17 protein-coding genes are annotated in these 21,239 nt (G+C 63.9%); 12 read left to right on the top strand and 5 right to left on the bottom strand.

The features are described 5' to 3' along the window. Nucleotides 1-432: 432 nt before the first annotated feature. Nucleotides 433-2,622, top strand: a complete 2,190-nt coding sequence (locus NKH04_RS10900; RefSeq protein ID WP_352540981.1) for an anthranilate synthase — start codon at nt 433-435, stop codon at nt 2,620-2,622. Nucleotides 2,623-2,654: 32 nt separating this feature from the next. After that, the gene (locus NKH04_RS10895; protein WP_502896420.1) at nt 2,655-3,584 is read left to right on the top strand and encodes a cation diffusion facilitator family transporter; all 930 of its coding nucleotides are present in this window, start codon (nt 2,655-2,657) and stop codon (nt 3,582-3,584) included. An 86-nt stretch (nt 3,585-3,670) separates the two neighbouring features. On the opposite strand, the gene NKH04_RS10890 is transcribed toward NKH04_RS10895, so the two are convergent. Next, nucleotides 3,671-4,759, bottom strand: a complete 1,089-nt coding sequence (locus NKH04_RS10890; RefSeq protein ID WP_352918111.1) for a hypothetical protein — start codon at nt 4,757-4,759, stop codon at nt 3,671-3,673. Nucleotides 4,760-4,859: 100 nt separating this feature from the next. On the opposite strand from NKH04_RS10890, the gene NKH04_RS10885 reads away from it, so the two are divergent. From NKH04_RS10885 to NKH04_RS10860, 6 genes are all read left to right on the top strand, one after another. Further along, the gene (locus tag NKH04_RS10885) at nt 4,860-5,312 is read left to right on the top strand and encodes a DsrE family protein (protein ID WP_352770880.1); all 453 of its coding nucleotides are present in this window, start codon (nt 4,860-4,862) and stop codon (nt 5,310-5,312) included. A 171-nt stretch (nt 5,313-5,483) separates the two neighbouring features. Continuing rightward, a complete protein-coding gene (locus NKH04_RS10880; RefSeq protein WP_352450552.1) occupies nt 5,484-6,281 on the top strand; it encodes an SDR family NAD(P)-dependent oxidoreductase in 798 nt (265 codons plus the stop codon). Nucleotides 6,282-6,330: 49 nt separating this feature from the next. Then, a complete protein-coding gene (locus NKH04_RS10875) occupies nt 6,331-6,639 on the top strand; it encodes a putative quinol monooxygenase (RefSeq protein ID WP_352450553.1) in 309 nt (102 codons plus the stop codon). Nucleotides 6,640-6,905: 266 nt separating this feature from the next. Beyond that, nucleotides 6,906-7,994 (top strand): AbrB family transcriptional regulator, encoded by a 1,089-nt coding sequence (locus NKH04_RS10870; protein WP_352918113.1) that lies wholly within the window; start codon nt 6,906-6,908, stop codon nt 7,992-7,994. 182 nt (nt 7,995-8,176) lie between these two features. Next, a complete protein-coding gene (locus tag NKH04_RS10865) occupies nt 8,177-10,264 on the top strand; it encodes a TonB-dependent siderophore receptor (protein ID WP_352918115.1) in 2,088 nt (695 codons plus the stop codon). Further along, complete coding sequence (locus NKH04_RS10860) at nt 10,264-11,478, top strand: MFS transporter (protein ID WP_352918117.1); 1,215 nt, start codon at nt 10,264-10,266, stop codon at nt 11,476-11,478. Before NKH04_RS10865 ends, NKH04_RS10860 begins: the two co-directional genes overlap by 1 nt. Before the next feature lie 20 nt (nt 11,479-11,498). Here NKH04_RS10860 and NKH04_RS10855 read toward each other — a convergent pair whose 3' ends face one another. The 4 genes from NKH04_RS10855 to NKH04_RS10840 all read right to left on the bottom strand — a co-directional run bounded on the left by NKH04_RS10855 (nt 11,499) and on the right by NKH04_RS10840 (nt 15,050). Then, a complete protein-coding gene (locus NKH04_RS10855) occupies nt 11,499-12,575 on the bottom strand; it encodes a siderophore-interacting protein (RefSeq protein WP_353044342.1) in 1,077 nt (358 codons plus the stop codon). A gap of 194 nt (nt 12,576-12,769) precedes the next feature. Then, entirely contained in the window at nt 12,770-13,084 is a 315-nt protein-coding gene (locus tag NKH04_RS10850; RefSeq protein ID WP_352770872.1) for a nuclear transport factor 2 family protein, read from the bottom strand. Between the two features lie 18 nt (nt 13,085-13,102). Further along, nucleotides 13,103-13,879: an esterase family protein gene (locus tag NKH04_RS10845; protein WP_352770870.1), complete on the bottom strand. Its 777-nt coding sequence runs from the start codon at nt 13,877-13,879 to the stop codon at nt 13,103-13,105. A 4-nt stretch (nt 13,880-13,883) separates the two neighbouring features. Continuing rightward, on the bottom strand, nt 13,884-15,050 hold the full coding sequence (locus NKH04_RS10840) for an ATP-grasp domain-containing protein (RefSeq protein ID WP_023679540.1): 1,167 nt from the start codon (nt 15,048-15,050) through the stop codon (nt 13,884-13,886). A gap of 679 nt (nt 15,051-15,729) precedes the next feature. On the opposite strand from NKH04_RS10840, the gene leuA reads away from it, so the two are divergent. The 4 genes from leuA (at nt 15,730) to NKH04_RS10820 (ending at nt 21,181) form a co-directional block, all read left to right on the top strand. After that, complete coding sequence (gene leuA / locus NKH04_RS10835) at nt 15,730-17,466, top strand: 2-isopropylmalate synthase (RefSeq protein ID WP_352918121.1); 1,737 nt, start codon at nt 15,730-15,732, stop codon at nt 17,464-17,466. Between the two features lie 144 nt (nt 17,467-17,610). Beyond that, entirely contained in the window at nt 17,611-19,398 is a 1,788-nt protein-coding gene (locus tag NKH04_RS10830; protein ID WP_352918123.1) for a tetratricopeptide repeat protein, read from the top strand. Between the two features lie 227 nt (nt 19,399-19,625). After that, nucleotides 19,626-20,429 (top strand): alpha/beta fold hydrolase, encoded by an 804-nt coding sequence (locus tag NKH04_RS10825; protein WP_352918125.1) that lies wholly within the window; start codon nt 19,626-19,628, stop codon nt 20,427-20,429. A 134-nt stretch (nt 20,430-20,563) separates the two neighbouring features. Further along, on the top strand, nt 20,564-21,181 hold the full coding sequence (locus tag NKH04_RS10820; RefSeq protein WP_352918127.1) for a hypothetical protein: 618 nt from the start codon (nt 20,564-20,566) through the stop codon (nt 21,179-21,181). The last annotated feature ends 58 nt before the right edge of the window (nt 21,182-21,239 follow it).

Here is a 21,239-nt window from a genome sequence, read left to right as displayed (position 1 = left end):
CCCCGCCAGGCTACCCCGAAATCGCCTGTCGCGCCCTGGCCTCCAGCCATTCGGCCATCTGCCGGTACGGCACCGGACCATGGCTCACGCGGGCGACGCCGAGTTCGGCAAGCCTCTGGCGCGGCGGCACATGCGCCAGGGCAACACAGAGTCTAGGCAGGACTGCCGGTCTTGGCCATGTGCTGGGTTGCGAAAGCGGCAGCCACCCCACAGACTTTCAAACCTGTTGCGCATACCGCTTTTCGCGGCTATGGATTTCGCCATGAACATGCGCTCGATCAAGACCATTTAGTGGTGGGCTCGCTGACAGCGGCCTGTTCGAACGCGTTCGCGTGACAATAGAGGGTGGCCGCAGCGGAATGTCCGGGCGGCCATTTGTTTTTTCAAGCCATTCCCGGGTCCGTTGCCCCAAAGACGCTGATGGAGACGGCAATGACGACGAAAATTCTGGAGAATGGCGCCGAGCGCTTCGTCACGGCGGGTGGCGTGGCGATTACCCGCCAGCGCCATGACCGGCCTTACGAGGGGGCGATCGACGGCTATGTCGATGGCCTGAATTCGCGCCGCGGCGCCGTGTTTTCCTCGAATTACGAATATCCCGGCCGCTATACGCGCTGGGACACCGCCATCATCGATCCGCCGCTGGTGATCTCGGCACACGGCCGCGCCATGCGCATCGAGGCCTTGAACAGCCGTGGCCAGGTGCTTTTGCCGGTGATCGGCAAGGCGCTTGCCGGTCTTGACGACGTAACGATCGCGGAGACAACGCAGAAACTCATCCGCCTCGAGGTCGCCAAGCCCGGCCGTGTCTTCACCGAGGAGGAACGCAGCCGCGTACCCTCCGTCTTCACCGTGCTGCGCGCCATCACGGCTTTGTTCAAGACCGAGGAAGACGCCAATCTCGGCCTCTATGGCGCCTTCGGCTATGACCTCGCCTTCCAGTTCGATCCGGTCGACTACAAGCTCGAGCGCAAGCCAAGCCAGCGCGATCTCGTGCTGTTCCTGCCCGACGAGATCCTCGTCGTCGACCACTATTCGACCAAGGCCTGGACCGACCGCTACGACTATTCCGGCGATGGCTTCTCGACCGAAGGCCTGCCGCGCGACGAAATCGTCGAGCCGTTCAGGACCGCCGACCGCATCCCGCCGCGCGGCGACCACGAGCCCGGCGAATATGCCAAGCTGGTGCGCAAGGCGATGAAGAGCTTCGAGCGCGGCGACCTGTTCGAAGTGGTGCCGGGGCAGATGTTCTACGAACGCTGCGAAACCCAGCCCTCCGAGATTTCCCGCAAGCTGAAGAGCATCAACCCTTCGCCCTATTCCTTCTTCATCAATCTCGGCGAGGGCGAATATCTGATCGGCGCCTCGCCGGAAATGTTCGTGCGCGTCAACGGCCGCCGCGTCGAGACCTGCCCGATCTCCGGTACCATCAAGCGCGGTGACGACGCCATCTCCGACAGCGAGCAGATCCTGAAGCTGCTCAATTCGAAGAAGGACGAATCCGAACTCACCATGTGCTCGGACGTCGACCGCAACGACAAGTCGAGGGTCTGTGAGCCGGGCTCGGTGCGCGTCATCGGCCGCCGCCAGATCGAAATGTACTCCCGCCTGATCCACACCGTCGACCACATCGAGGGGCGGCTGCGCGAAGGCATGGACGCCTTCGACGCCTTTCTGTCGCATGCCTGGGCGGTCACCGTCACCGGCGCGCCGAAATTATGGGCCATGCGCTTCATCGAGCAGAACGAGAAGAGCCCGCGCGCCTGGTATGGCGGGGCGATCGGCATGGTCAATTTCAACGGTGACATGAACACCGGCCTGACGCTTCGCACCATTCGCATCAAGGACGGCATCGCCGAGGTGCGCGCCGGCGCCACGCTGCTCTTCGACAGCATTCCCGAGGAAGAAGAAGCCGAAACCGAACTGAAGGCATCCGCCATGCTCTCCGCCATCCGCGACGCCAAATCAGGCAATGCCGCCAGCACCGAACGCAGCACCGCGCGTGTCGGCGACGGCGTCAACATCCTGCTGGTCGACCACGAGGACTCCTTCGTCCATACGCTCGCCAACTATTTCCGCCAGACCGGCGCCAATGTCTCGACGGTGCGCACACCAGTGCCGGACGAGATCTTCGACCGGCTGAAGCCAAACCTGGTCGTGCTCTCGCCCGGCCCCGGCACGCCGAAGGACTTCGACTGCGCCGCCACCATCAAGCGGGCCCGTGCGCGCGACCTGCCGATCTTCGGCGTCTGCCTCGGGCTGCAGGCGCTGGCCGAGGCCTATGGCGGCGAGCTGCGCCAACTGCACATCCCGATGCATGGCAAGCCGTCGCGCATCCGCGTGTCGAAGCCGGGCATCATCTTCTCCGGCCTGCCCAAGGAGGTGACGGTCGGCCGCTATCATTCGATCTTTGCAGATCCGGTGCGGCTGCCCGATGGTTTTGTCGTCACCGCCGAGACCGAGGACGGCATCATCATGGCCTTCGAGCACCGCAAGGAGCCGATCGCCGCAGTGCAGTTCCACCCGGAGTCGATCATGACGCTCGGCCACAATGCCGGCATGCGCATCATCGAGAACATCGTCGCGCACCTGCCGCGCAAGGCCAAGGAAAAGGCCGCTTAATTCGAGGGCTCAGTGTTGGGATCTTTTCCCCAGTGACCGCGGCGGAAATCAAAGCCGCCGCCAGGCAGAAGGTCGCCAGCCTCGCCTTCTGGTCGATCGTCGTCGCCTGCGTCGTGCTCGGCCTGAAGCTGGTGGCCTGGTACGTCACCGGTTCGGTCGCGCTTTATTCGGACGCGCTGGAATCGATCGTCAACGTCATTGCCTCTGCCGCCGCCTATTGGGCGATCCAGGTCAGCTACAAGCCAGCCGACCAGGACCATCCGTTCGGTCACCACAAGGCCGAGTATTTCTCGGCCGTCCTCGAAGGCGTGCTGATCGTGCTTGCCGCCTTGCTGATCCTCAACGAGGTCTGGTGGTCCTGGCAGCATCCCGCCCTGCTGGAAAAGCCATGGACCGGCCTTGCCGTCAATGGCGTCGCAACGGTCATCAACGCCGTCTGGGCCTTGACGCTGATCCGCACCGGCCGAAGCGAAAAATCGCCGGCTCTCGTTGCCGACGGCAGGCACATCATGACCGACGTGGCGACCTCGCTCGGTGTGTTCATCGGCCTGGTCGGCGCCGTGCTGACCGGCTGGCAGGTTCTCGATCCGGCTCTTGCGGTAATCGTGGCGCTGAACATCCTGTGGCAGGGCTGGCACGTCATCGGCTCGTCGATGAACGGGCTGATGGACCGCGCCGTCGACACCCAGGAACATATCCGCATACGCGACATCATCTCGGCCAATTGCAAGGGCGCGCTCGAGGTCCACGACCTGAAGACGCGCATCGCCGGCCGCGCCACCTTCATCGAGTTCCACCTGGTCGTCGACGCCGACATGTCGGTCGGCGCCAGCCACGTCATCTGCGACCGCATCGAGGACGCGCTGCAGGCCGAAATCCCTTCCGTGCGGGTCATCATCCATGTCGAACCCGACGACGAAGCGAAACTGCCCAAAGGCACGACAGCCGTGCCGTTCGCGTGAGGCGATAGCGGGACGCCGCCATCCAAAACCTTGAGGTCGGCGGGACAGCACCCCCTCTGTCCCGCCGGCATCGCGTCTCTGAACTGCTACAGCCCGCAGGCAGCCTGCGGCATCGGCTCCAGCCGGTAGACCTTGTCGTCGGAGCTGGTGTCGCCTTCCGCCACTTTCGAGCACAGATCGATGATCGGCAGGCCGCTGTTCGGGTTGGCCAGCATCATCGTGCCGTTGGCGCCGCGGCGAAGGAAGACCTCCCTTTGCGCGATGTCACAGGACGCAGCACCCGTCTTCGCGCTCGCCGCGCAGCGCCACTGGTCGCCCTCGCCCTGACAATTATAGACCTGCGTGACCTTGGCCGATTTCTGCCGCGTGGTAACCGAAACGGCGATATCGGCGCCGCTTGGCCAATTGGCCGGATCGCCCTCCTTGGCGAAAGACGCCAGCTCGACCGCTCCGCGGAAAACCCTGATCGACTGGGTCAGCTGGTCGGGATGCGAGCCGAGATGCCCGGCGTCGTAGTCGCGTCCGTAGCAGAAGGGCTGGTCCGGCTTCAGCCGCTCGCGCAATGGCGGGCCAAGTGCCGGGTCGATCGGGTCGATGCGCGCGAACTCCGCCTTGCAGGTGGCGGCCGGCATCGGGTCGAGCCTGAAGCCGGTATCGTCCTTGCCCAGCGCCTGCCTTTCGTACTCCGCCTTGCCGAGCTCGTCTTCCGAGCCGGCGTCGAGATAGAGGTCGGGCTGCACGTCCGAGACGATCAGCCGGCCTTTGTCGTCGACCTTCAGCGAAGCCATGGTGCGGTCGCAGTCCATGCCGCAACGGATCGGGCCGGTCTTGCCGTCCTCCGACTCATGACTGCACCAGCCTCCAAGCCATTCAGGCGCCTTGGCGCCGCGCACCGTCGTCGCCATGAAGCCATTGTAGGAGGAATCGACGCCGGTGCTTGGCTCCTCGTTCGGCCGGCTGACCGGATCGCGGCCGTAATAGAAGAAGATGCGCGTCACCTTCTGCTGCGGATGCGACTTGAGATGCGCGGCGTCATAGACGCGGCCGAAGCAGGCGTCCTTGCCGTCGGGGCTGAGCTCGGTGAGTTTGAGCCTGTCATCGGCGAAAGCAGAGCCGGCGACGGCAGCAAGCAAGGCAACCCCAACTCCGGCGCCCATCACGATCCTTGATATCATGCTGGCTCCCCCTGCCCCGACAAGACGTCGCTTCAATTTATGCTAGGATCGAGGCCGAGGCCACGCAATTTGCGCCGGCCGGATAAATGGAGATAAAGCCATGCGACGCCGCGATATTTTCCGCGTCGGTCTTGCCGGGGCCGCCGGGCTTTTCGGGCTGCGCCCCACCAAGGCGGTAGCCATTGAAGTCAAGGCCGTCGAAGAGGAAAGGCAAAAGGTCGCCTATCACCTCAGCGATCTCGACAAGGTCAATTTCGTGCTCGGCAACATCAAGAACCACTTCGAAGGCACCGACGGCAAGGTCGACATCGCGCTTGTCGTGCACGGCCCGGCACTTGCCGCCTTCAAGTCGAAGGGCATATCGGCCGCCATTTCCGGGCGGTTCGCCGGCCTTGTCCAGGATGGGCTCAGCCCGCACGCCTGCGCCAACACCATGCACGGCATGGATATCGGCCTGGCCGACCTGCTCGACGGCTTCCATGCAGCCGACAGGGGCGGCGTCGTCAAGCTCGCCGAATTGCAACGCCAGGGCTACGCCTATCTCAGGCCATAGGGCAATTCCAGGAAAAGCGTGAAACGGTTTTCCGTCCGGAATTGCGTCAAGACAAAGAGGGAGCGGTTCGCCGTTTCCGTGAAACGGTGAACCGCTCTAGACTTTTACGGACTTGAACGCGAGGACTGCGAAGGCTTACGAAGAGCAGGCAGAGTCCCCGGAGGAATAGACGTGCCAGCCACCACCACCCTTGTCAGCCCCTCTCTGGTCATCCCCGACCTTGCCGGAAAGGCGGTCCTGGTCACCGGCGCCTCGACCGGCATCGGCGCGGCGCTTGCACTTGCCTATGCCGCGCAGAAATGCCGCGTCGCGCTGCATTACAATTCGAGCCGCGCGGCTGCCGAAAACCTGGCCGCGACCATTCGCAACGGCGGCGGCGACGTGTTCCTCGCCCAGGGCGATTTCTCGATCCCCGCCGATGTCGAGCGCGTCGTCGAGGACAGTGCGCAACATTTCGGCCGGCTCGACGGCCTCGTCAACAATGCCGGCGGCATGCTCGGCCGCGTGGCCTATGCCGAGCAGACCGAGGCGCATTACGACGCGGTGATGGACCTCAACGCGCGTTCCGTGCTGACAGCTTCGCGCAAGGCAATCCCATGGCTGAAGCGGCAGGGTGGCTTCATCGTCAACACCTCCTCGATCGCCGCGCGCAACGGCGCCGGTGGCGGCGCCGGCCTTTACGGCTCGGCCAAGGCCTTCGTCTCCAACGTCACGCGCGGCATGGCCAAGGAGCTGATCGGGTTCAACATCCGCGTCAACGCGGTGGCGCCCGGCACGATCGCGACACCTTTCCACGAGCGCTACTCGACCGACGACCAGATGAAGGGCATGATCGCCACCATCCCGCAGGGCCGCGCCGGCACCGCCGAGGACTGCGTTGGCGCCTATCTGTTCCTCTCCTCCGATCTGTTGAGCGGCTACATCACCGGCCAGGTGATCGAGGTGAATGGCGGGCAGTTGATGCCGTAGACGGCGAACTGCATACTCCTGGTTGCGTCATCTCAACGGAGCAAAGCGAATGTACGGACTGATCGGCAAGATGCGGGCGATGCGCGGCCAGCGTGACGCAATGATGGATATCCTGCTCGCCAGCACCGGCGCCATGCCCGGCTGCCTGAACTACATCATCGCCACCGACCCGGCCGATGCCGACGCGATCTGGGTGACCGAAGTGTGGACCGACGCCGAAAGCCACAAGGCTTCGCTGCAGCTGCCCGAAGTCCAGGCGGCAATCGCCAAGGCACGGCCGATCATCGCCGGCTTCGAGTTCCAGGTGGAGACGCATCCTGTTGGCGGGTTCGGGTTGCCGGCGGTGAAGGCGGGATAGAGGGAGAGGCCTATGGGACAGCGCCCCCTCTGGCCTGCCGGCCATCTCCCCCTCAAGTGGGGAGATTGGCAGCTTCGCCGACAGCGCTCTTTTTTGGAGATTGGCGAAGGCCGACGTGACATCCAATCTCCCCACTAGAGGGAGAGGCCGGCAGGCCAGAGGGGGGCGCGAAGGATCGCTGCGGATGGTTGGTGCCATTACCACCCAAGCCCTTTTCCGCGCAAAAAGGGTTCGCATTTTTTCGCGACCGGTCTAAGAGCCCATCTATGGATTCTTCCCCGAACCCGCCGGCCATCGAGCACCTGGCGCGGATCCACAAGGCCTGGCAGTGGCCCGTCCTGGTGGTGGTCTCGGTGCTGTTTGCCGGCGCGCTGGAGCTCGCCGCCCTGCCCGCCGCGCTCTTGATCGGACCGATGCTGGCGGCCATAGCTGCCGGCACCAACGGCGCCACGGTGCGTGTGCCGCGGGTTCTGTTCGGCTCAGCCCAGGCGGTCGTCGGCTGCCTGGTCGCCAGTTCCATCTCGGCCGATATCTTTCCCGTCTTCTACAGGGAATGGCCGCTGTTCCTTGGCGTCGTGATGGCGACGGTCGCGGCATCCAGCCTGCTCGGCTGGCTGATCAGCCGCTGGCGCATCCTGCCCGGCACCACCGCGGTCTGGGGCTCGTCGCCGGGCGCCGCCACCGCCATGGTGCTGATGGCCGGTGCCTTCGGCGCCGACCAGCGCCTCGTCGCCTTTATGCTGTATCTGCGCGTCATCTGCGTCTCGATGACGGCAGCCCTGGTGGCCAAGCTCTGGGTCGACACCTCGGGCATCGAGGTGCCGGGCATCGTCTGGTTTCCGCCGATCGACCCGCAAGGCTTGGCCGCAACATTCGGCGTGGCGCTGGTTGGCGGCCTCGCCGGAAAGCTTTTCCGGCTGCCGTCGCCGTTATTCCTCGGCACCTTCATTTTCGGCACCGTGATCCATCTCGGGCTCGGCGTGACCATGCAGTTGCCGCCCTGGCTGCTTGCCTTGAGCTATACGATGATCGGCTGGAGCATCGGCCTGAATTTCACCAGGGCCATTCTGCGCCACGCGGCCCGCGCGCTGCCGCAGATCGTCGGCTCGATCATTGCCCTGATCGTCTTTTGCGGCGGCCTCGCCTTCCTGATCAGCCGCCTGCTCGGCATCAATCCGCTGACCGCCTATCTGGCAACCAGCCCCGGCGGCATGGACAGCGTCGCCATCATCGCCGCCGCCGCACAGCATGTCGACATCTCCTTCGTCATGGCGCTGCAATCGGCACGCTTCCTGATCGTGCTTCTGGTCGGCCCAAGCGTGGCGCGGCTGGTGGCGAGAAGCCTCAAACCATAGCAGCTCGCCTCTCCCTGATTGGCAGCTGGTTTTCCTGAAACCGGTCGCACTTTGCTGTCGCCGACCGTATCGGGCCAGCACCCGCACGAGCTCAAAAAATAACTTGACGCAAATACTCAGATTTGAGAGCCCCTTCCGTCAATGTACGGAAGAGTGGAGACGAGTTGATGCGGAAACGGACGATGACATGGCTCCTGGGGTTATCACTGCCGGGCAGCGTTGCCCTGCTCGGCCTGTCCGGGCCGGCTCACGCCCAGGATCAGGGCGGCGTCACGGTTCTCAACAAGATCGAGGTCGATGCCGAGAGCGACGAGATCCTCGTGCAGGACGGCTATGTCGCCCAGAAGGACCGCATCGGCACCAAGACCGATACGCCGATGGTCAAGATTCCGCAAGCCGTTTCGGTTGTGACGCAAAAGCAGATCGAGGACCAGAAGCCACGCACGCTGAACGAATCCCTCGGCTATGTCGCAAGCGCCAATCCCAACAGCTTCGGCTTCGACACCCGCTACGACGCCTTCTTCCTGCGCGGCTTCCAGGCCTTTTACAACGGCATGTTCCGCGACGGGCTGCGCCAGTACAACGGCCCCTCGGCCTGGTTCAAGACCGAGCCCTACGGCATCGAGGGCGTCACCATCCTGAAGGGTCCGGCCTCCTCGCTTTACGGCATCAGCGGTCCGGGCGGCATCGTCAATCTGGTCACCAAGCGCCCCAAGGAAGAACAGTTCCGCGAAATCGAAATGCTGCTCGGCGCACACAATCGCTTCCAGGCCGCACTCGACGCTTCCGGCCCGGTGAACGACGACGGCAGCATCCTCTACCGCTTCACCAGCCTCGGCCGCACCAGCGATACCGACCTGCCCGGTTATCCCGACGACAAGATCTATCTGGCGCCGGCAGTCACCTTCAAGCCGGATGAGGACACCAAGCTGACCATCCTCGGCGAATATTCGAAATCCGTCACCGGCGGCACCGCTGCCTTCTACAATTCAGGCGGCGCTCTGACGAACCTCTACGAGGGCGATCCCGCCTGGAACGACTTCGACCAGACCCAGGGCCGCATCGGCTACGAGTTCGAGCACCGTTTCAACGACGTGCTGACGGTCCGGCAGAACCTTCGCTACAGCGCCGTCGACAGCGACATCGAATATAGCGGTCATTACCCGGACGGCGTGGATCTGAAACGCTATTGGGGTCACTACACCGAGACCATGAAGAACTTCGTCGTCGACAACATGGCGCAGTTCGAATTCGATACCGGCCAGGTCAGGCATACGGCGGTAGCCGGCATCGACTACGCCTGGTCGAATTATGACGCCGGCAGCGGTATCTCCTACGTTTCCGTCGGTGACATCAAGGCCGCTCCGGTTCCTTACTCTGGCGGGCAGGAGATGAACCAGCTCGGCGCTTATCTGCATGACCAGATGGAGTGGAACGATTTCACCCTGTTCGCCAGCGGTCGCTACGACTGGGCCGACACCACCTCGACCGCCGCCGACTTCACCAGGTCCAAGCAGGACGACAGTGCCCTTTCCGGCCGGCTCGGCCTGTCCTACCAGACCGAATGGGGCATCACGCCCTATGTCAACTATTCGACGTCGTTCTCGCCCAATATCGGCTTCGTCTATGACGATGTCAGCAGTCCGATCGGTCGCGTCGCCCGTCCGACCATCGCGACGCAAAAGGAAATCGGCGTCAAATACGAGTTTGCCGATTACAACGCCGCCGTCAGCGCCGCTCTGTTCGACATCGACCAGAAGGATGGCGTCGTCTTCGACGCCTCGACCGGGATCAACAAGCAGCGCCAGCTCGACCTGAACTCGCGCGGCGTCGAACTGGAAGCCAGCGCCTCGCTCGACAACGGCCTCAGCATACTCGCCTCCTACACCTATCTGCGCGTGAAAATCGAACGCGGCGCCACGGGAACCGCAGGCAAGGAACTGTCGGCGACGCCAAATCACATCCTGTCGCTCTGGGGGCAGTACCAGTTCGAGGACGGCACGCTGCAGGGGCTCGGGCTGGGCAGCGGCGTTCGCGTTGCCGGCTCGAGCTATGGCGACGACACCAACACCTTCAAGAACGACGCGCGCGCCTTCGTCGACGCCTCGCTCTCCTACGATTTCGGCTACCGCAACCCCAAGCTCGAGGGCGTGAAGCTGCAGGTCAACGCCAAGAACCTGTTCGACACTCAAAAACCCATCTGCTCGGCCGGCTATTGCTACCGCGACGAGGGCCGCTCGCTGTTCGCCAGCCTGCGCTACCGCTTCTGATGTCGATCGCCGTTTCCAGCCGGGCATCGACGCCTGCCGCGATCGTCCTGGCGATCGGCGGGCTCTACGTCGCGCAGAGTGTGATCGGCGGCATCACCTGGGCGGGGCTGCCGGCGGTGATGCGCGACCAGGGCCTGCCGCTCGACCGGATCGGCCTGGTTTCGCTGATCGCGCTGCCCTGGGCGCTCAAGTTTCTATGGGCGCCGGCCGTCGAGCGCTATCGGCTGCCGCCGGTCGGCAAGAACCGCACCGGCACGATCGTCGCCGCCGGTGGACTTGCGTCCATCGCCGGGCTGTGGGCCGTCGGCGCGCTCGGCCCGGAGGCCTGGTGGCCGGTCCTGGCCTGCCTGACCATCGTCGCCTTCGCCGCCTCGACGGTCGACATTGCCTGCGATGGTTTCGCCGTGCAGAGCCTGGCCAGGGAAAACCACGGTTGGGGCAATGCCGCGCAGGTCGGCGGCGCCTATCTCGGCTCGGCCATCGGCGCCGGCCTGTTTCTGCTTCTGGTCGACGCTTATGGCTGGCGCATCGCCGTTTGGGCGATGGCCTTGCTGCTCCTGCCGCTCGGCCTCCCCTTCCTGCTCGGCGCGGCCGGCCGCGCGCGCGAGGAGACGCGCGAGCATGTTCCCAGCCTCCTCGACGCGTTGAAGCGTCCCGAAATTCGGCGCGGCCTGGCAGCGTCGGCCATCTATGTCCTGGCCCAGAAGGCGGCACTCGCCATGCTCGGACCATTCCTGATCGACGCCGGGCTCGACCTCTCGATGGTCGGACTTGTCAACGGCGTCGGCAGCATGTTCGTCGGCCTGGCTGCCGCACTCGCCGGCGGCGCTCTCGTCAAATGGTTCGGCCCGCGCAACGTGCTCGTCCTGGCGCTTTTCCTGCAGGCCGGATCGCTGTTCTTCCTTTCGGTCTTCGATTTTCTTGGTGGCTTCTCGACCACCGCTTTGATGGCCATCGCGGTGCTCAGCTCGTCCGGCTTCATGGCTCTCGGTTTCGTCGCGCTTTACGCGCAGTTCATGCGCTGGTCAGATCCAAGACAGGCGGGCGTCGACTTCACGCTGTTCCAGTGCATGGACGCACTGATGAGCATGGCCGGCGGGATCGCGGCCGGCTACGCCGCGCAGTATTTCGGCTATGGCGCGTTCTTCGCAGGCGCCGGCCTCGTCGCGCTTCTGGCCGCACCGGCGATCGCCTTCGTATCCGACCGCGGCTGACCGCGGAGCATCGTCGCGCGCTATTCTTCGCTGCCGTCCGCCGCTTGCGCCCCGCGGCGCCAGTAGGCGGTGACCAGGTGCCGGTCGCGCGGCACACCCCATTCCTTGCGGACGATCCTGCGGATCTCGCGGAAATCGCCGAACTCGCATCCGGCCCAGACATAGAGATTGTCGGCAAGCGCGGTCCGGCTCCGCTGCTGCAGCACCGCCGGTAACAGCCTGGCTGTACCGGCCTCGCGCCCATGCCGATAGAACCAGGTGACGGCAACGGCCTCGCCCGCGGCCAGCGGCATCCGATCGTCGGGACCATCGACCTCGATGAACGCTTCGGCGCGGGTTGACGGCGAAAGCTGCTCCAGGATCCTGCCGATCGCCGGAAGCGCGGTGTCGTCGCCGAGCAGCAGCAGGTTTTGCGCCTCGGGCACGCCGCCTCCGCCCGGTCCGATCATGCCGATGATCTCGCCGGCAACTGCCTTTTCGGCGAAAGCGGCCGCCGGCGTCTCTATACCGGGGTGGAGGACGAAATCGACATCCAGCCAGCCGCTTGCGGCGTCCAGTGCCCGGATCGTGTAGACCCGCACGACGAGCGCGTCCTTGCCCGACGGCCAGACCATCAGGCCGTCGGCGCCCATCGACGGCCACACCGGCAGCCTGCCGCGCGGCGGCAGCAGCAGCCGCACATGCAGGCCGCCACGGCCAAAGCGGCCGAGATCGTTGCCGGTGAAGCGGACGCGCTGCATATGCGGAGAAATCCGCGTCGAGGACAGCACCGTGATCTCGCGGAAGAACACCGGCGTGCCGGCATCGCTGCCGTCGCCCTGCCAGGCGATGCCCCTGGTCGTGCCGAGATGTTGCGAAAAATGGCCGGCGACCGCCATCTTCATGTAGGACAGGCAGGCTTCATCCTCGGCCGCGACGCGGATCAGCACGTTGTCGTCACCGAGCGTCGCCTTCAACGAGCCGTAATGCGTGCGAAATTCCCAATGATCGGCAAGGCCGGTATCGATCTCGGATTCGCCATGCTCGGCGCGCAGCCTGTCCATCACCGACCGGATGGCGGCACCGCTGATCCGGGTTTGCGCACTCAATTGCTCCATCGCTAAGCCTTTCGATGCCGTTGAATTCGAGATCGCCCTGGACGTCGGCGCCTTTGCGGCATGCCACAGCCGGCCTGGCGTTTCCACTAAAAGATGATAAACATAGTCATGTTTTTGGCATCAAGCCAATGAGTCCCGCGCGAGCAACGGCGGCCGTGGCGGCGAGGTGGCCTAAAGGGCCCTCAAAATATCCTTCAGCTGATCACCAGGCTGGAGATGCGGTTGCCGTCCACGGTGAATGCCATGTCGCCCTCGCCGTTGAAGCCGTTGCCTGTGACAGCGATGCGCACCTTGTAGGTATCGCCCGCCGGTTCGATACGAATGATGCTAAGTTTGGACTGCACGCCGATATTGTCCGACTGGTTCCAGCGCGCAATCTGCTCGCGGCCCTTGAAGGACCGGCCCCAGTCGCTCAGGAAGGCATCGGGCGTGAACGTCTCGAGGAAAGCTTTGGTGTCGCCGGCGTTGGTAGCTTCGACAAAGCGGCGGATGGCATCGGGCGTGGTCATTTCCTTCCTCCAGGTGGCCTAATCCAGCCGGTGCATCAGGTCGTCGTCCAGCCAGCGAGCGAAGAAATAGACCAGTTGCTTGTGCCACCACGGCCAGTCATGGGCGGCATCGCCGCCCCAGTAGTCGACCCAGGCCGGAATCGACTTGTCACGCAGGATCTGTTCCAGCGCCTGCGTATCGGCCAGCATCCGTTCCTCCCAGGCACCCTGCCCGCAGCAGAAGATCAGCCGCAGCGCCTTCAGCCTGCCAAGCAGCCCCGGATCGACGATACCCGGCAGGTAGTCGAGCGGCGAGTTGAAGAAAATCTGTCCGTCGAGCGCATTGCCGAAGAAATCGTGGGTCGAGTAAACCCCCGACAGCGCGATGACGCCGCTGGCCAGTTCCGGAAAGCGGAAGACGAAATTCGACGAATGGTAGCCGCCCATCGAGCAGCCGCAAAACAGCGGCTTCAGCGTACGCCCGCCATTGGCCTCGGCTGCGACAGACAGGAGTTCCGGCAGCGCCTCCTCGCGCACATAGCGGAAATACGCTTCATGCCGGGCGATGCGATGGGCCGGCTCGGCATGGCGGTCGAAGAAGGATTCCGCATCGATGCCGTCCAGCGTGAACAACTGGATGCGACCGGTGTCGACGAACTCGGCGAGAGCCGAGACGGCGCCGGAATCCTCGAACTGGTAGAACCGCCCTTGCGAAGTCGGGAACACAACCACGGGTCGGCCGGCATGGCCGTAGCGCTTGTATTCCATGTCGCGGCCGAGGTTGCGGCCAAAACCCTTGTGGTAGGAAACGTCCATCGCCTCACGCCTTTTCCGCATGGATGTAGTCGACCGCCCGGCGCAGCGCCTTCGGGTCGGTGGAGCGCAGCTGATAGGCGTAGTTTCCCATGGCGCGGCTGAAAACCTCCTCGATGGCGTGATGATGGACGATCATGCCGCCATGGGCGGCCAGCACGTCGGCATGGCTGTGCACATAGTTGAGGTGCCGCTTGCGGCTGGCATAGGCGGTGAAATACTTGCCCCTGTAAGGGCCGCCGGCGGCGTCCTTGACCACCATGTCGGCCCATGCGGCATAAACATCGATATCGAAGGTGTAATTGATGGCATCGGTCATCCAGGCGCCAGGCGGCCGCATGTTGACCTCCAGCGCGATGACCCTGTCGTCCCTGGTTTCGAACAGCTCGATGTGGAAGAAGCGCTCGCGCACGTCGAACGCCTTGAGGATTTTCCTGCCGGCCTCCTCGACCGCCCGGCTGATCTCGGGAAAACAGACATAGCTCATATGGCGGTCGCGGTTGACCACCTCCATGACGCTCTGGTCGTAGCGGTGGCTGGCGGCCAGCACCACCTCGCCGTCGCGGTTGACCAGCCCGTCATAGGTCACCACCAGCCCTTCGATGAATTGCTCCATGACGAAGCTGACGCCTTCCGGCTTGTCCCTGAAGAAGCTGTCGAGTTCGCCGGCGTTGGAGATTTTGAAAGTGTTCGAGGCGCCAGAGCCCGAATCCGGCTTCACCACCACGGGATAGCCGACACGGCGGATGAAGGTCATGGCGCCGGCGCGGTCGGAGCACTTGCGTTGCGGGATGGTTTCGACGCCGCTCTTGCGGAAGAACGCCCGCATGCGGCTCTTGCGTTTCAAATTCTTCACGAAGTCGAGCTTGGTGCCGAAGATGTTGAAGTCGGTGCGGATATTGGCTTCCAGCTCCAGCCAATGCTCGTTGAGCGATTCGAACCGGTCGACGCGGCCCCATTTGTGGATGAAATGGCCGATCGCCCGGAACACCGGCTCGTACTCCTCCATGTCGTCGATGCGGTAATATTCCGAAAGGGCTGCCTTCAATTTGCCGTCCAGCGCATCGAACGGCGCGTCGCCAATGCCGAGCACGGTGGCGCCGGCCTTCTTCAGCCGGTCGCAGAAATCGGCGCCATTGGCTGGAAAATGCGGCGAGAAGAACACGAAGTTCATGGACGATCCCTCCCGGCGGCGAGCCATTACACCCCCGCCGACAATCGACTCTGGCGCATTTGCCGGGCTCGGGGAAGAGCAACTGGATCAGGTGAGCGGCTGGGTCCGCGAAAGGTGACGCCAAAACCGTGAAATAAAAAACCCGCCACGACAGCGGGTCCTCGGCGCCAGTCAGCACCATACCCAAATTACTAGCATAGCTGCCGGCACAAAGCAAGAACAAAGTTGCTATAATCAGGAAAAATCGCTTCATGTCGGCGCCGCGCCTTCATTGCAGCTTGGGTTCCTCTCCCCCGTTTCGCGACGGCGAGGAACCCAGGTCTTGCGAGGCTGGAATAAGCAGCTTCACCCATCTCCCATGCCCCCACTTGCCTCGCTTTGCCCGCTCCTGTATGAAAACCGCATGAGCCCGCGCGCCACCTCTTTTGCGTCTCGTCCGACCGGCATTGCCGGCCAGACCGTCCGCGCGTTTGCCTCCACCCTGCTGCTTCTCGGCCTTATCGGCGATCGCCGGGTTCGCTGAAGGAGCGCCCGGCGGTCGAATTCGCCGCTCACGCGCACGCTCCTTGGCCAGTCACAAAATTGGCACGTCACATCAAGCGAACGAAATTCTGGTAAAGGCGCCGCTCGCCACCAATCCGCCTGAAGCTGGATCCGCGAGCCGCCGGGAGAAAAGACGATGAACGCACGAGAAGATATCCGTCTGAATGTAGAGGAAACCGCCAAGCCCGCGAGGGGCATGCCGGACGCTGCCCGCAAGTACCAGCCCTATCCGACCGTCGGTCTTGCCGATCGCACCTGGCCTTCGAAAGTGATCGACAAGGCGCCGATCTGGTGCTCGGTCGACCTGCGCGACGGCAACCAGGCGCTGATCGATCCGATGGGCCAGGAACGCAAGGCGCGCATGTTCGCCCTGCTGCTCGACATGGGCTTCAAGGAGATCGAGATCGGCTTCCCGTCGGCCTCGCAGACCGACTTCGATTTCGCCCGCTGGTGCATCGAACAAGGCAACGTGCCCGCCGACGTCTCGCTGCAGGTGCTGGTGCAGTGCCGGCCCGAACTGATCACCCGCACTTTCGAGGCGCTGAAGGGCGCCACCAATCCGATCGTCCATTTCTATAACTCGACCAGCGAGCTGCAGCGCCGCGTCGTCTTCGAGAAGGACGTCGCCGGCATCAAGCGCATCGCCACCGACGCGGCCAAGATGATCACCGACATGGCGGCCAAGGCCGGCGGCGGCTACCGTTTCGAATATTCGCCGGAGAGCTTTACCGGCACCGAGCTCGAAGTGGCGCTGGAGATCTGCAACGCCGTCACCGAGATCGTCAAGCCGACGGCGGAGAACAAGCTGATCATCAACCTGCCCTCCACGGTCGAGATGTCGACGCCCAACATCTACGCCGACCGCATCGAATGGATGTGCCGCAATCTCGACAACCGCGAGAACCTGTTGATCTCGCTGCATCCGCACAATGACCGCGGCACCGGCATCGCCACCACCGAACTCGGCCTGATGGCGGGCGCCGACCGCGTCGAAGGCACGCTGTTCGGCAACGGCGAGCGCACCGGCAATGTCGACATCGTGACGCTGGCGCTCAACATGTACACGCAAGGCGTCGATCCCGGGCTCGACTGCTCCGACATCAACCGCATGAAGGACGTCTACGAATACTCCAACCAGCTGAAGATCCCCGAGCGCCATCCCTATGTCGGCGAGCTCGTCTACACCGCCTTTTCCGGCTCGCACCAGGACGCTATCAACAAGGGCATGAAGGCGCTGCGCAAGGCCAACACGCCGCATTGGGAGGTGCCCTATCTGCCGATCGACCCGGCCGATGTCGGCCGCAGCTATGAAGCCATCATCCGCATCAACTCGCAGTCCGGCAAGGGCGGCATCGCCTATGTGCTGCATGCGGATTACGGCCTCAACCTGCCGCGCAACCTGCAGATCGAGTTCAGCCAGGCCATCCAGGCGATCACCGACGCCGAAGGCAAGGAGGTGCCGGCCAGGCGCATCTACGAGCGCTTCCTCGACACCTATGTCGACCAGCCCGGCGCGCGGCTGAAGTTCCTCGACCACCACACCTACCCCGACACCGAGGTCAAGGGCCGGCGCGTGGTTGAAGCCGTGATCCTCGACAGGGGCAAGGAGGTGACCATATCAGGCACCGGCACCGGCCCGATCGACGGCTTCGTCGATGCGCTGTCGCGCCATGTCGGGGTGCCGATGTCGGTGCTCGATTATTCCGAGCATTCCATGCAGCGCGGCTCGAATGCCTCGGCCATTTCCTATGTCGAGATGGAACATCCGGGCGGCAAGCTGTTCGGCGCCGGCATCAACACCAACATCGTCGCCGCCTCGCTCGAAGCCGTGGTTTCGGCGGCCAACCGCATCGTCGGCCGAAAGGGCGGCTAGCCGGGACTGCCAGGCTCGCGCCATCAGCCCACCGGAAATTTTATCCGGTGGTTACGCTATCGCACCATAAGCAGATGCTTGTATGGCGGCGCCAGCGCGATATGATTGTACCTCAACCTGTGCCGAATTCGAAGGGATCGACACTTGCAGCATACCACGCCTGCCGCCCCCGCAGTGCGCGAAACGCTGGAGCGATTGCTTGCCAGCGAAACGTTCGGACGATCCGAGCGCGCGCGCAAGCTGCTCCGCTACCTGGTCGAGCGCGAGCAGGCAGGCGAAGCCGACAGGCTCAAGGGCTTCTCCATCGCGATGGACGTCTTCGGCAAGGACGGCGATTTCGACCCGTCGACCGATGCGGTGGTGCGGGTGCAGGCCGGCAGGCTGCGCGAGCTTCTGCAGCAGTATTTCGCCAATGAGGGCGTTGCCGAACCGGTCCGCATCGCCATTCCGCGTGGCGGCTATGTTCCGTCGTACGAACTCAACGCCATTCGCTTGCCGGCAGAGGCTGAGGCAGAGAGCAAGCCGCAGCCGGCGACAGAGGAGGCGACAAACGCCCCGCCCGGATCGCCGGAAGATGCCCGCAACCGGGCACATCCGGCTGCATTGCTGAGCGTTCCAGCCGTCGCCCCTGCTGCACCTTCGCTGCAGCGGCATTTGCAGTTCTTCTGGCTGGCGATCGCGCTGGTCATTCTCATGCTGGGTGTGCTGATCCTTCGCCAGGGTAGCGTGGTGTTGCTGACCGGCGGCGACACGGCGGTCGAGACCGCGGTGGCGACCGGCAGCATTGCAGCGCCTCCCGTCGAAAACCTCCCCCGGGTCTACATCGCCGTCAAGGCCGACAGCGACCTGGCTCGCCGTGTCGCCGCATCGCTGCGCGCCGGCCTCAGCGGCTTCGATACCATCAATTTCATCGGCCGTGATGCCGACAGCCCGCCCGATCCAGTAACCGACGCCGCCAGCTTCGTATTCGATGTCCTGCCCGGGCCGCGTAGCGGCGACATCATGCTCGAGCTGCAAAGCGTGGCGACCGGCCGCGTGCTGCTCTCACGCAACCTGACCGCCAGCGACAGCGCGAACACCGCCATCGAGGACCAGATCTCCGGCATTTTGACCTCGGCTCTTCCCGCCTCGGGCACGATCTACAACTACATCGAGCAGAGCGGCATCCAGACCGGGCTGACGGCGTGTCTGGTGCTCAACGGCAAATATTATCTCGACCAGAATGCCCAGACGCATGAAGCCGCCTACCGCTGCCTCGAAGATCTTGCCAACCGGGAGGCGAAGTCGTCGCTCGTCTATTCGGAACTCGCGTCCTTGCATCTCGAAGCGGTCACCGACCACTATCCCTACCCCGCCGACGCGACGATCGACAAAGCCATGACGTTTGCCCATCGCGCCATCCAGATGGGCCCGACCAGCCCCTACGCGCACCGCGCCCTTGGTTACCTCAATTCGCGCATGGGCAATTCCGCGGAATCGATCCGCTGGATGCGCAAGGCCTATGAGCTCAATCCCTACGATCTCGCAATGGCCGCCGCCTACGGCTACGGGCTGGTTTTCGCCGGCAAGTACAGCGAGGGCGCCCCGATCCTTGCTCACGCGGTGGACATCGCCAGCGCCCATCCGACATGGTGGGATTACGGGCTGTTCGCCGGAGAGTTCATGATGGGCGACATGAACAGGGCCACGCTTGCCAGCGACGGCTTGCGAACGACTGAAATGAAATCGCATTATCTGGCGGCGCGGCTGATCGGCGCCAAGGCTGCCGGCCGCGAGAAGCTGGCGAGCAGGCTGCTGCAGGAACTGACCACCAAATTTCCGAAATTCGCAGCCGATCCGCGCACAACCTTCGTCGAGCGAAGATATCCCGCCGATCTGACCAACCGGCTGGTGGAGGCCCTGCGTGCCGCCGGGCTTGGCGGCGCCAGCTGACGTCTCCCGGCGCGTGCACGACGTCAGGTGATCGCGAAGATTTTACTGGCCATCCGGACGGCCAAAGCGCAATTCAGACACAATTTGAACCGGCCAATCTGATGCCCCATAGGTCTGATCCCGCATAGGCTGATCTCCACATAAGTCTGACCCCCGCAAAAGACTGATCCCCGCATAAGACCGCCCCGGCATCCTGATTGATTCCGGCACCAAGCCATAAAGTTTGCATGATCCCTTCCCTTTACGCCGCCGAACGGGGCACCGGCCCGACAACGATTGCCTTCCTGCATGGTTTCGGTGGCTGCCACGACGACTGGCGCGATGTGGCCGAGTCTCTGGCGCCCGGCGCGCGGACCCTGGCCTATGATCTGCCGGGACATGGGCTGTCGCTCGATTTTCCGGGCGGCGGTCCGGCCAGGATTGCAGCCAGTGCCGTCCTTGCCGATCTTTCCGCTCGCGGGATAAAGCGGGCTCATCTCGTCGGTCATTCGATGGGCGGCGCCGTGGCCGCCCTGATGGCATTGAGCGAGCCCGAAAGAATGGCGTCGCTGACGCTGCTGGCGCCGGGCGGTTTCGGTCCTGAGATCAATGGTCCGCTGCTGCGTCGCTACGCCGCCGCTGCCGGCACGGATGAAATCCGCGCCTGTCTTGCCGCCATGTCGGGACCGCAAAGCCGGCTGCCGCAGCATAGAGTCGAACTCGTCAACGAGATGCGCCAACGTCCCGGCCAGTTGCGTACACTTGTCGAGCTCGCAGCCGCCATGACCAGGGATGATCGGCAAGGCGTCATCCCGAACGAGCGGCTTGAAACGCTGAATATGCCAATCATGGTGGTTTGGGGAACCGACGACGCGATGCTGCCCGTCAGCCAGGCGGACAGCCTGCCGAAGCATTTTCATCTGCACCACGTGCTGGAAGCCGGCCATATGCTGGTCGCGGAGGCGCCCGGCCTGGTCGTCGAGGCCGTCCGTCGCAATATGCGACGCCGCAGCAGGCGGCTTCGTCCGGGATTCGCCGCTGCGGCGAGCTGATCGGTCTTCGCGCAGGCACGGCGGCGGCGCTGGTGCTGCTCCAGCGAACCCTTGCCCGCTCATCGATCTCGCAAGTGCAATTTGCCGGCGGCTGTGTTAATTCGGTGTTAACCAAACCCCGCGAGGCAACGCCGATGAAGGACGCAGGCGAGAACATCACCCAGATCGATCAGTCGCGAAAACTGTCCGATGCCATTCGCGACGTCAAGAACGCCTTCGCCGACCGCGACGACGTCGTCGTCGACATGCGCGAAGCGCATCGCATGCGGCTCGATCTGCTTGCCGCCGAACTCGCGTCGGTTTTCGGCGACGTACCCACCGACATGGACAGTTTCGACTTCGCCGTCTCGTCCGGCCTGCAGCCACGGCTGTGGATCGACGCCGTCAGCCATGTCGCCATGGGACGCGACCGTCGCACCTACCGCTTTCTCAAGGACACGCGCATTGGCCGCGTCGTCCTCGCCGAATCGACCGACATGAAGGTCGTTGCCGACCAGGTGACGCGCTATGTCGCCGAGCGCGTCGTCGAACGCCAGAGGATGATGGAAGGCGGCATCGAGCAGGCCGTCGCCGGCCTGAAACGCGCCCTGGTGGCGGAGGCTGAGCCGCCGCTGCATGTCCCTGCGCGCAGCAACGGCTGGTCGGCGTTCTTCTCGGGCCTCGGCCTGATCGCCGCCGGCGCCCTGGTCGGCCTGGCGATTTCGCTCGTGCTGTTCTGGGACCGCATCGTCGCGATGAAAATCAGCTTTTAAAGCATTTGCAGCCAAGTGATGTCACTTGGCGTCGCAGAGTGCGGCTGACGACCGGCGA

The organism is Mesorhizobium sp. M1365, from assembly GCF_040317865.1.
Taxonomy (GTDB): Bacteria; Pseudomonadota; Alphaproteobacteria; order Rhizobiales; family Rhizobiaceae; genus Mesorhizobium.
This window is presented reverse-complemented; position numbering and strand designations above follow the sequence as displayed.

What these genes read in the sequence shown, in the direction of transcription:
- NKH04_RS10900 (WP_352540981.1), top strand. Translation starts at nt 433, where the DNA reads ATGACGACGAAAATTCTGGAGAATGGCGCCGAGCGCTTCGTCACGGCG.
- NKH04_RS10890 (WP_352918111.1), bottom strand. Translation starts at nt 4,759, where the DNA reads ATGATATCAAGGATCGTGATGGGCGCCGGAGTTGGGGTTGCCTTGCTT.
- NKH04_RS10885 (WP_352770880.1), top strand. Translation starts at nt 4,860, where the DNA reads ATGCGACGCCGCGATATTTTCCGCGTCGGTCTTGCCGGGGCCGCCGGG.
- NKH04_RS10875 (WP_352450553.1), top strand. Translation starts at nt 6,331, where the DNA reads ATGTACGGACTGATCGGCAAGATGCGGGCGATGCGCGGCCAGCGTGAC.
- NKH04_RS10870 (WP_352918113.1), top strand. Translation starts at nt 6,906, where the DNA reads ATGGATTCTTCCCCGAACCCGCCGGCCATCGAGCACCTGGCGCGGATC.
- NKH04_RS10865 (WP_352918115.1), top strand. Translation starts at nt 8,177, where the DNA reads ATGACATGGCTCCTGGGGTTATCACTGCCGGGCAGCGTTGCCCTGCTC.
- NKH04_RS10860 (WP_352918117.1), top strand. Translation starts at nt 10,264, where the DNA reads ATGTCGATCGCCGTTTCCAGCCGGGCATCGACGCCTGCCGCGATCGTC.
- NKH04_RS10855 (WP_353044342.1), bottom strand. Translation starts at nt 12,575, where the DNA reads ATGGAGCAATTGAGTGCGCAAACCCGGATCAGCGGTGCCGCCATCCGG.
- NKH04_RS10850 (WP_352770872.1), bottom strand. Translation starts at nt 13,084, where the DNA reads ATGACCACGCCCGATGCCATCCGCCGCTTTGTCGAAGCTACCAACGCC.
- NKH04_RS10845 (WP_352770870.1), bottom strand. Translation starts at nt 13,879, where the DNA reads ATGGACGTTTCCTACCACAAGGGTTTTGGCCGCAACCTCGGCCGCGAC.
- NKH04_RS10840 (WP_023679540.1), bottom strand. Translation starts at nt 15,050, where the DNA reads ATGAACTTCGTGTTCTTCTCGCCGCATTTTCCAGCCAATGGCGCCGAT.
- leuA (WP_352918121.1), top strand. Translation starts at nt 15,730, where the DNA reads ATGAACGCACGAGAAGATATCCGTCTGAATGTAGAGGAAACCGCCAAG.
- NKH04_RS10825 (WP_352918125.1), top strand. Translation starts at nt 19,626, where the DNA reads ATGATCCCTTCCCTTTACGCCGCCGAACGGGGCACCGGCCCGACAACG.
- NKH04_RS10820 (WP_352918127.1), top strand. Translation starts at nt 20,564, where the DNA reads ATGAAGGACGCAGGCGAGAACATCACCCAGATCGATCAGTCGCGAAAA.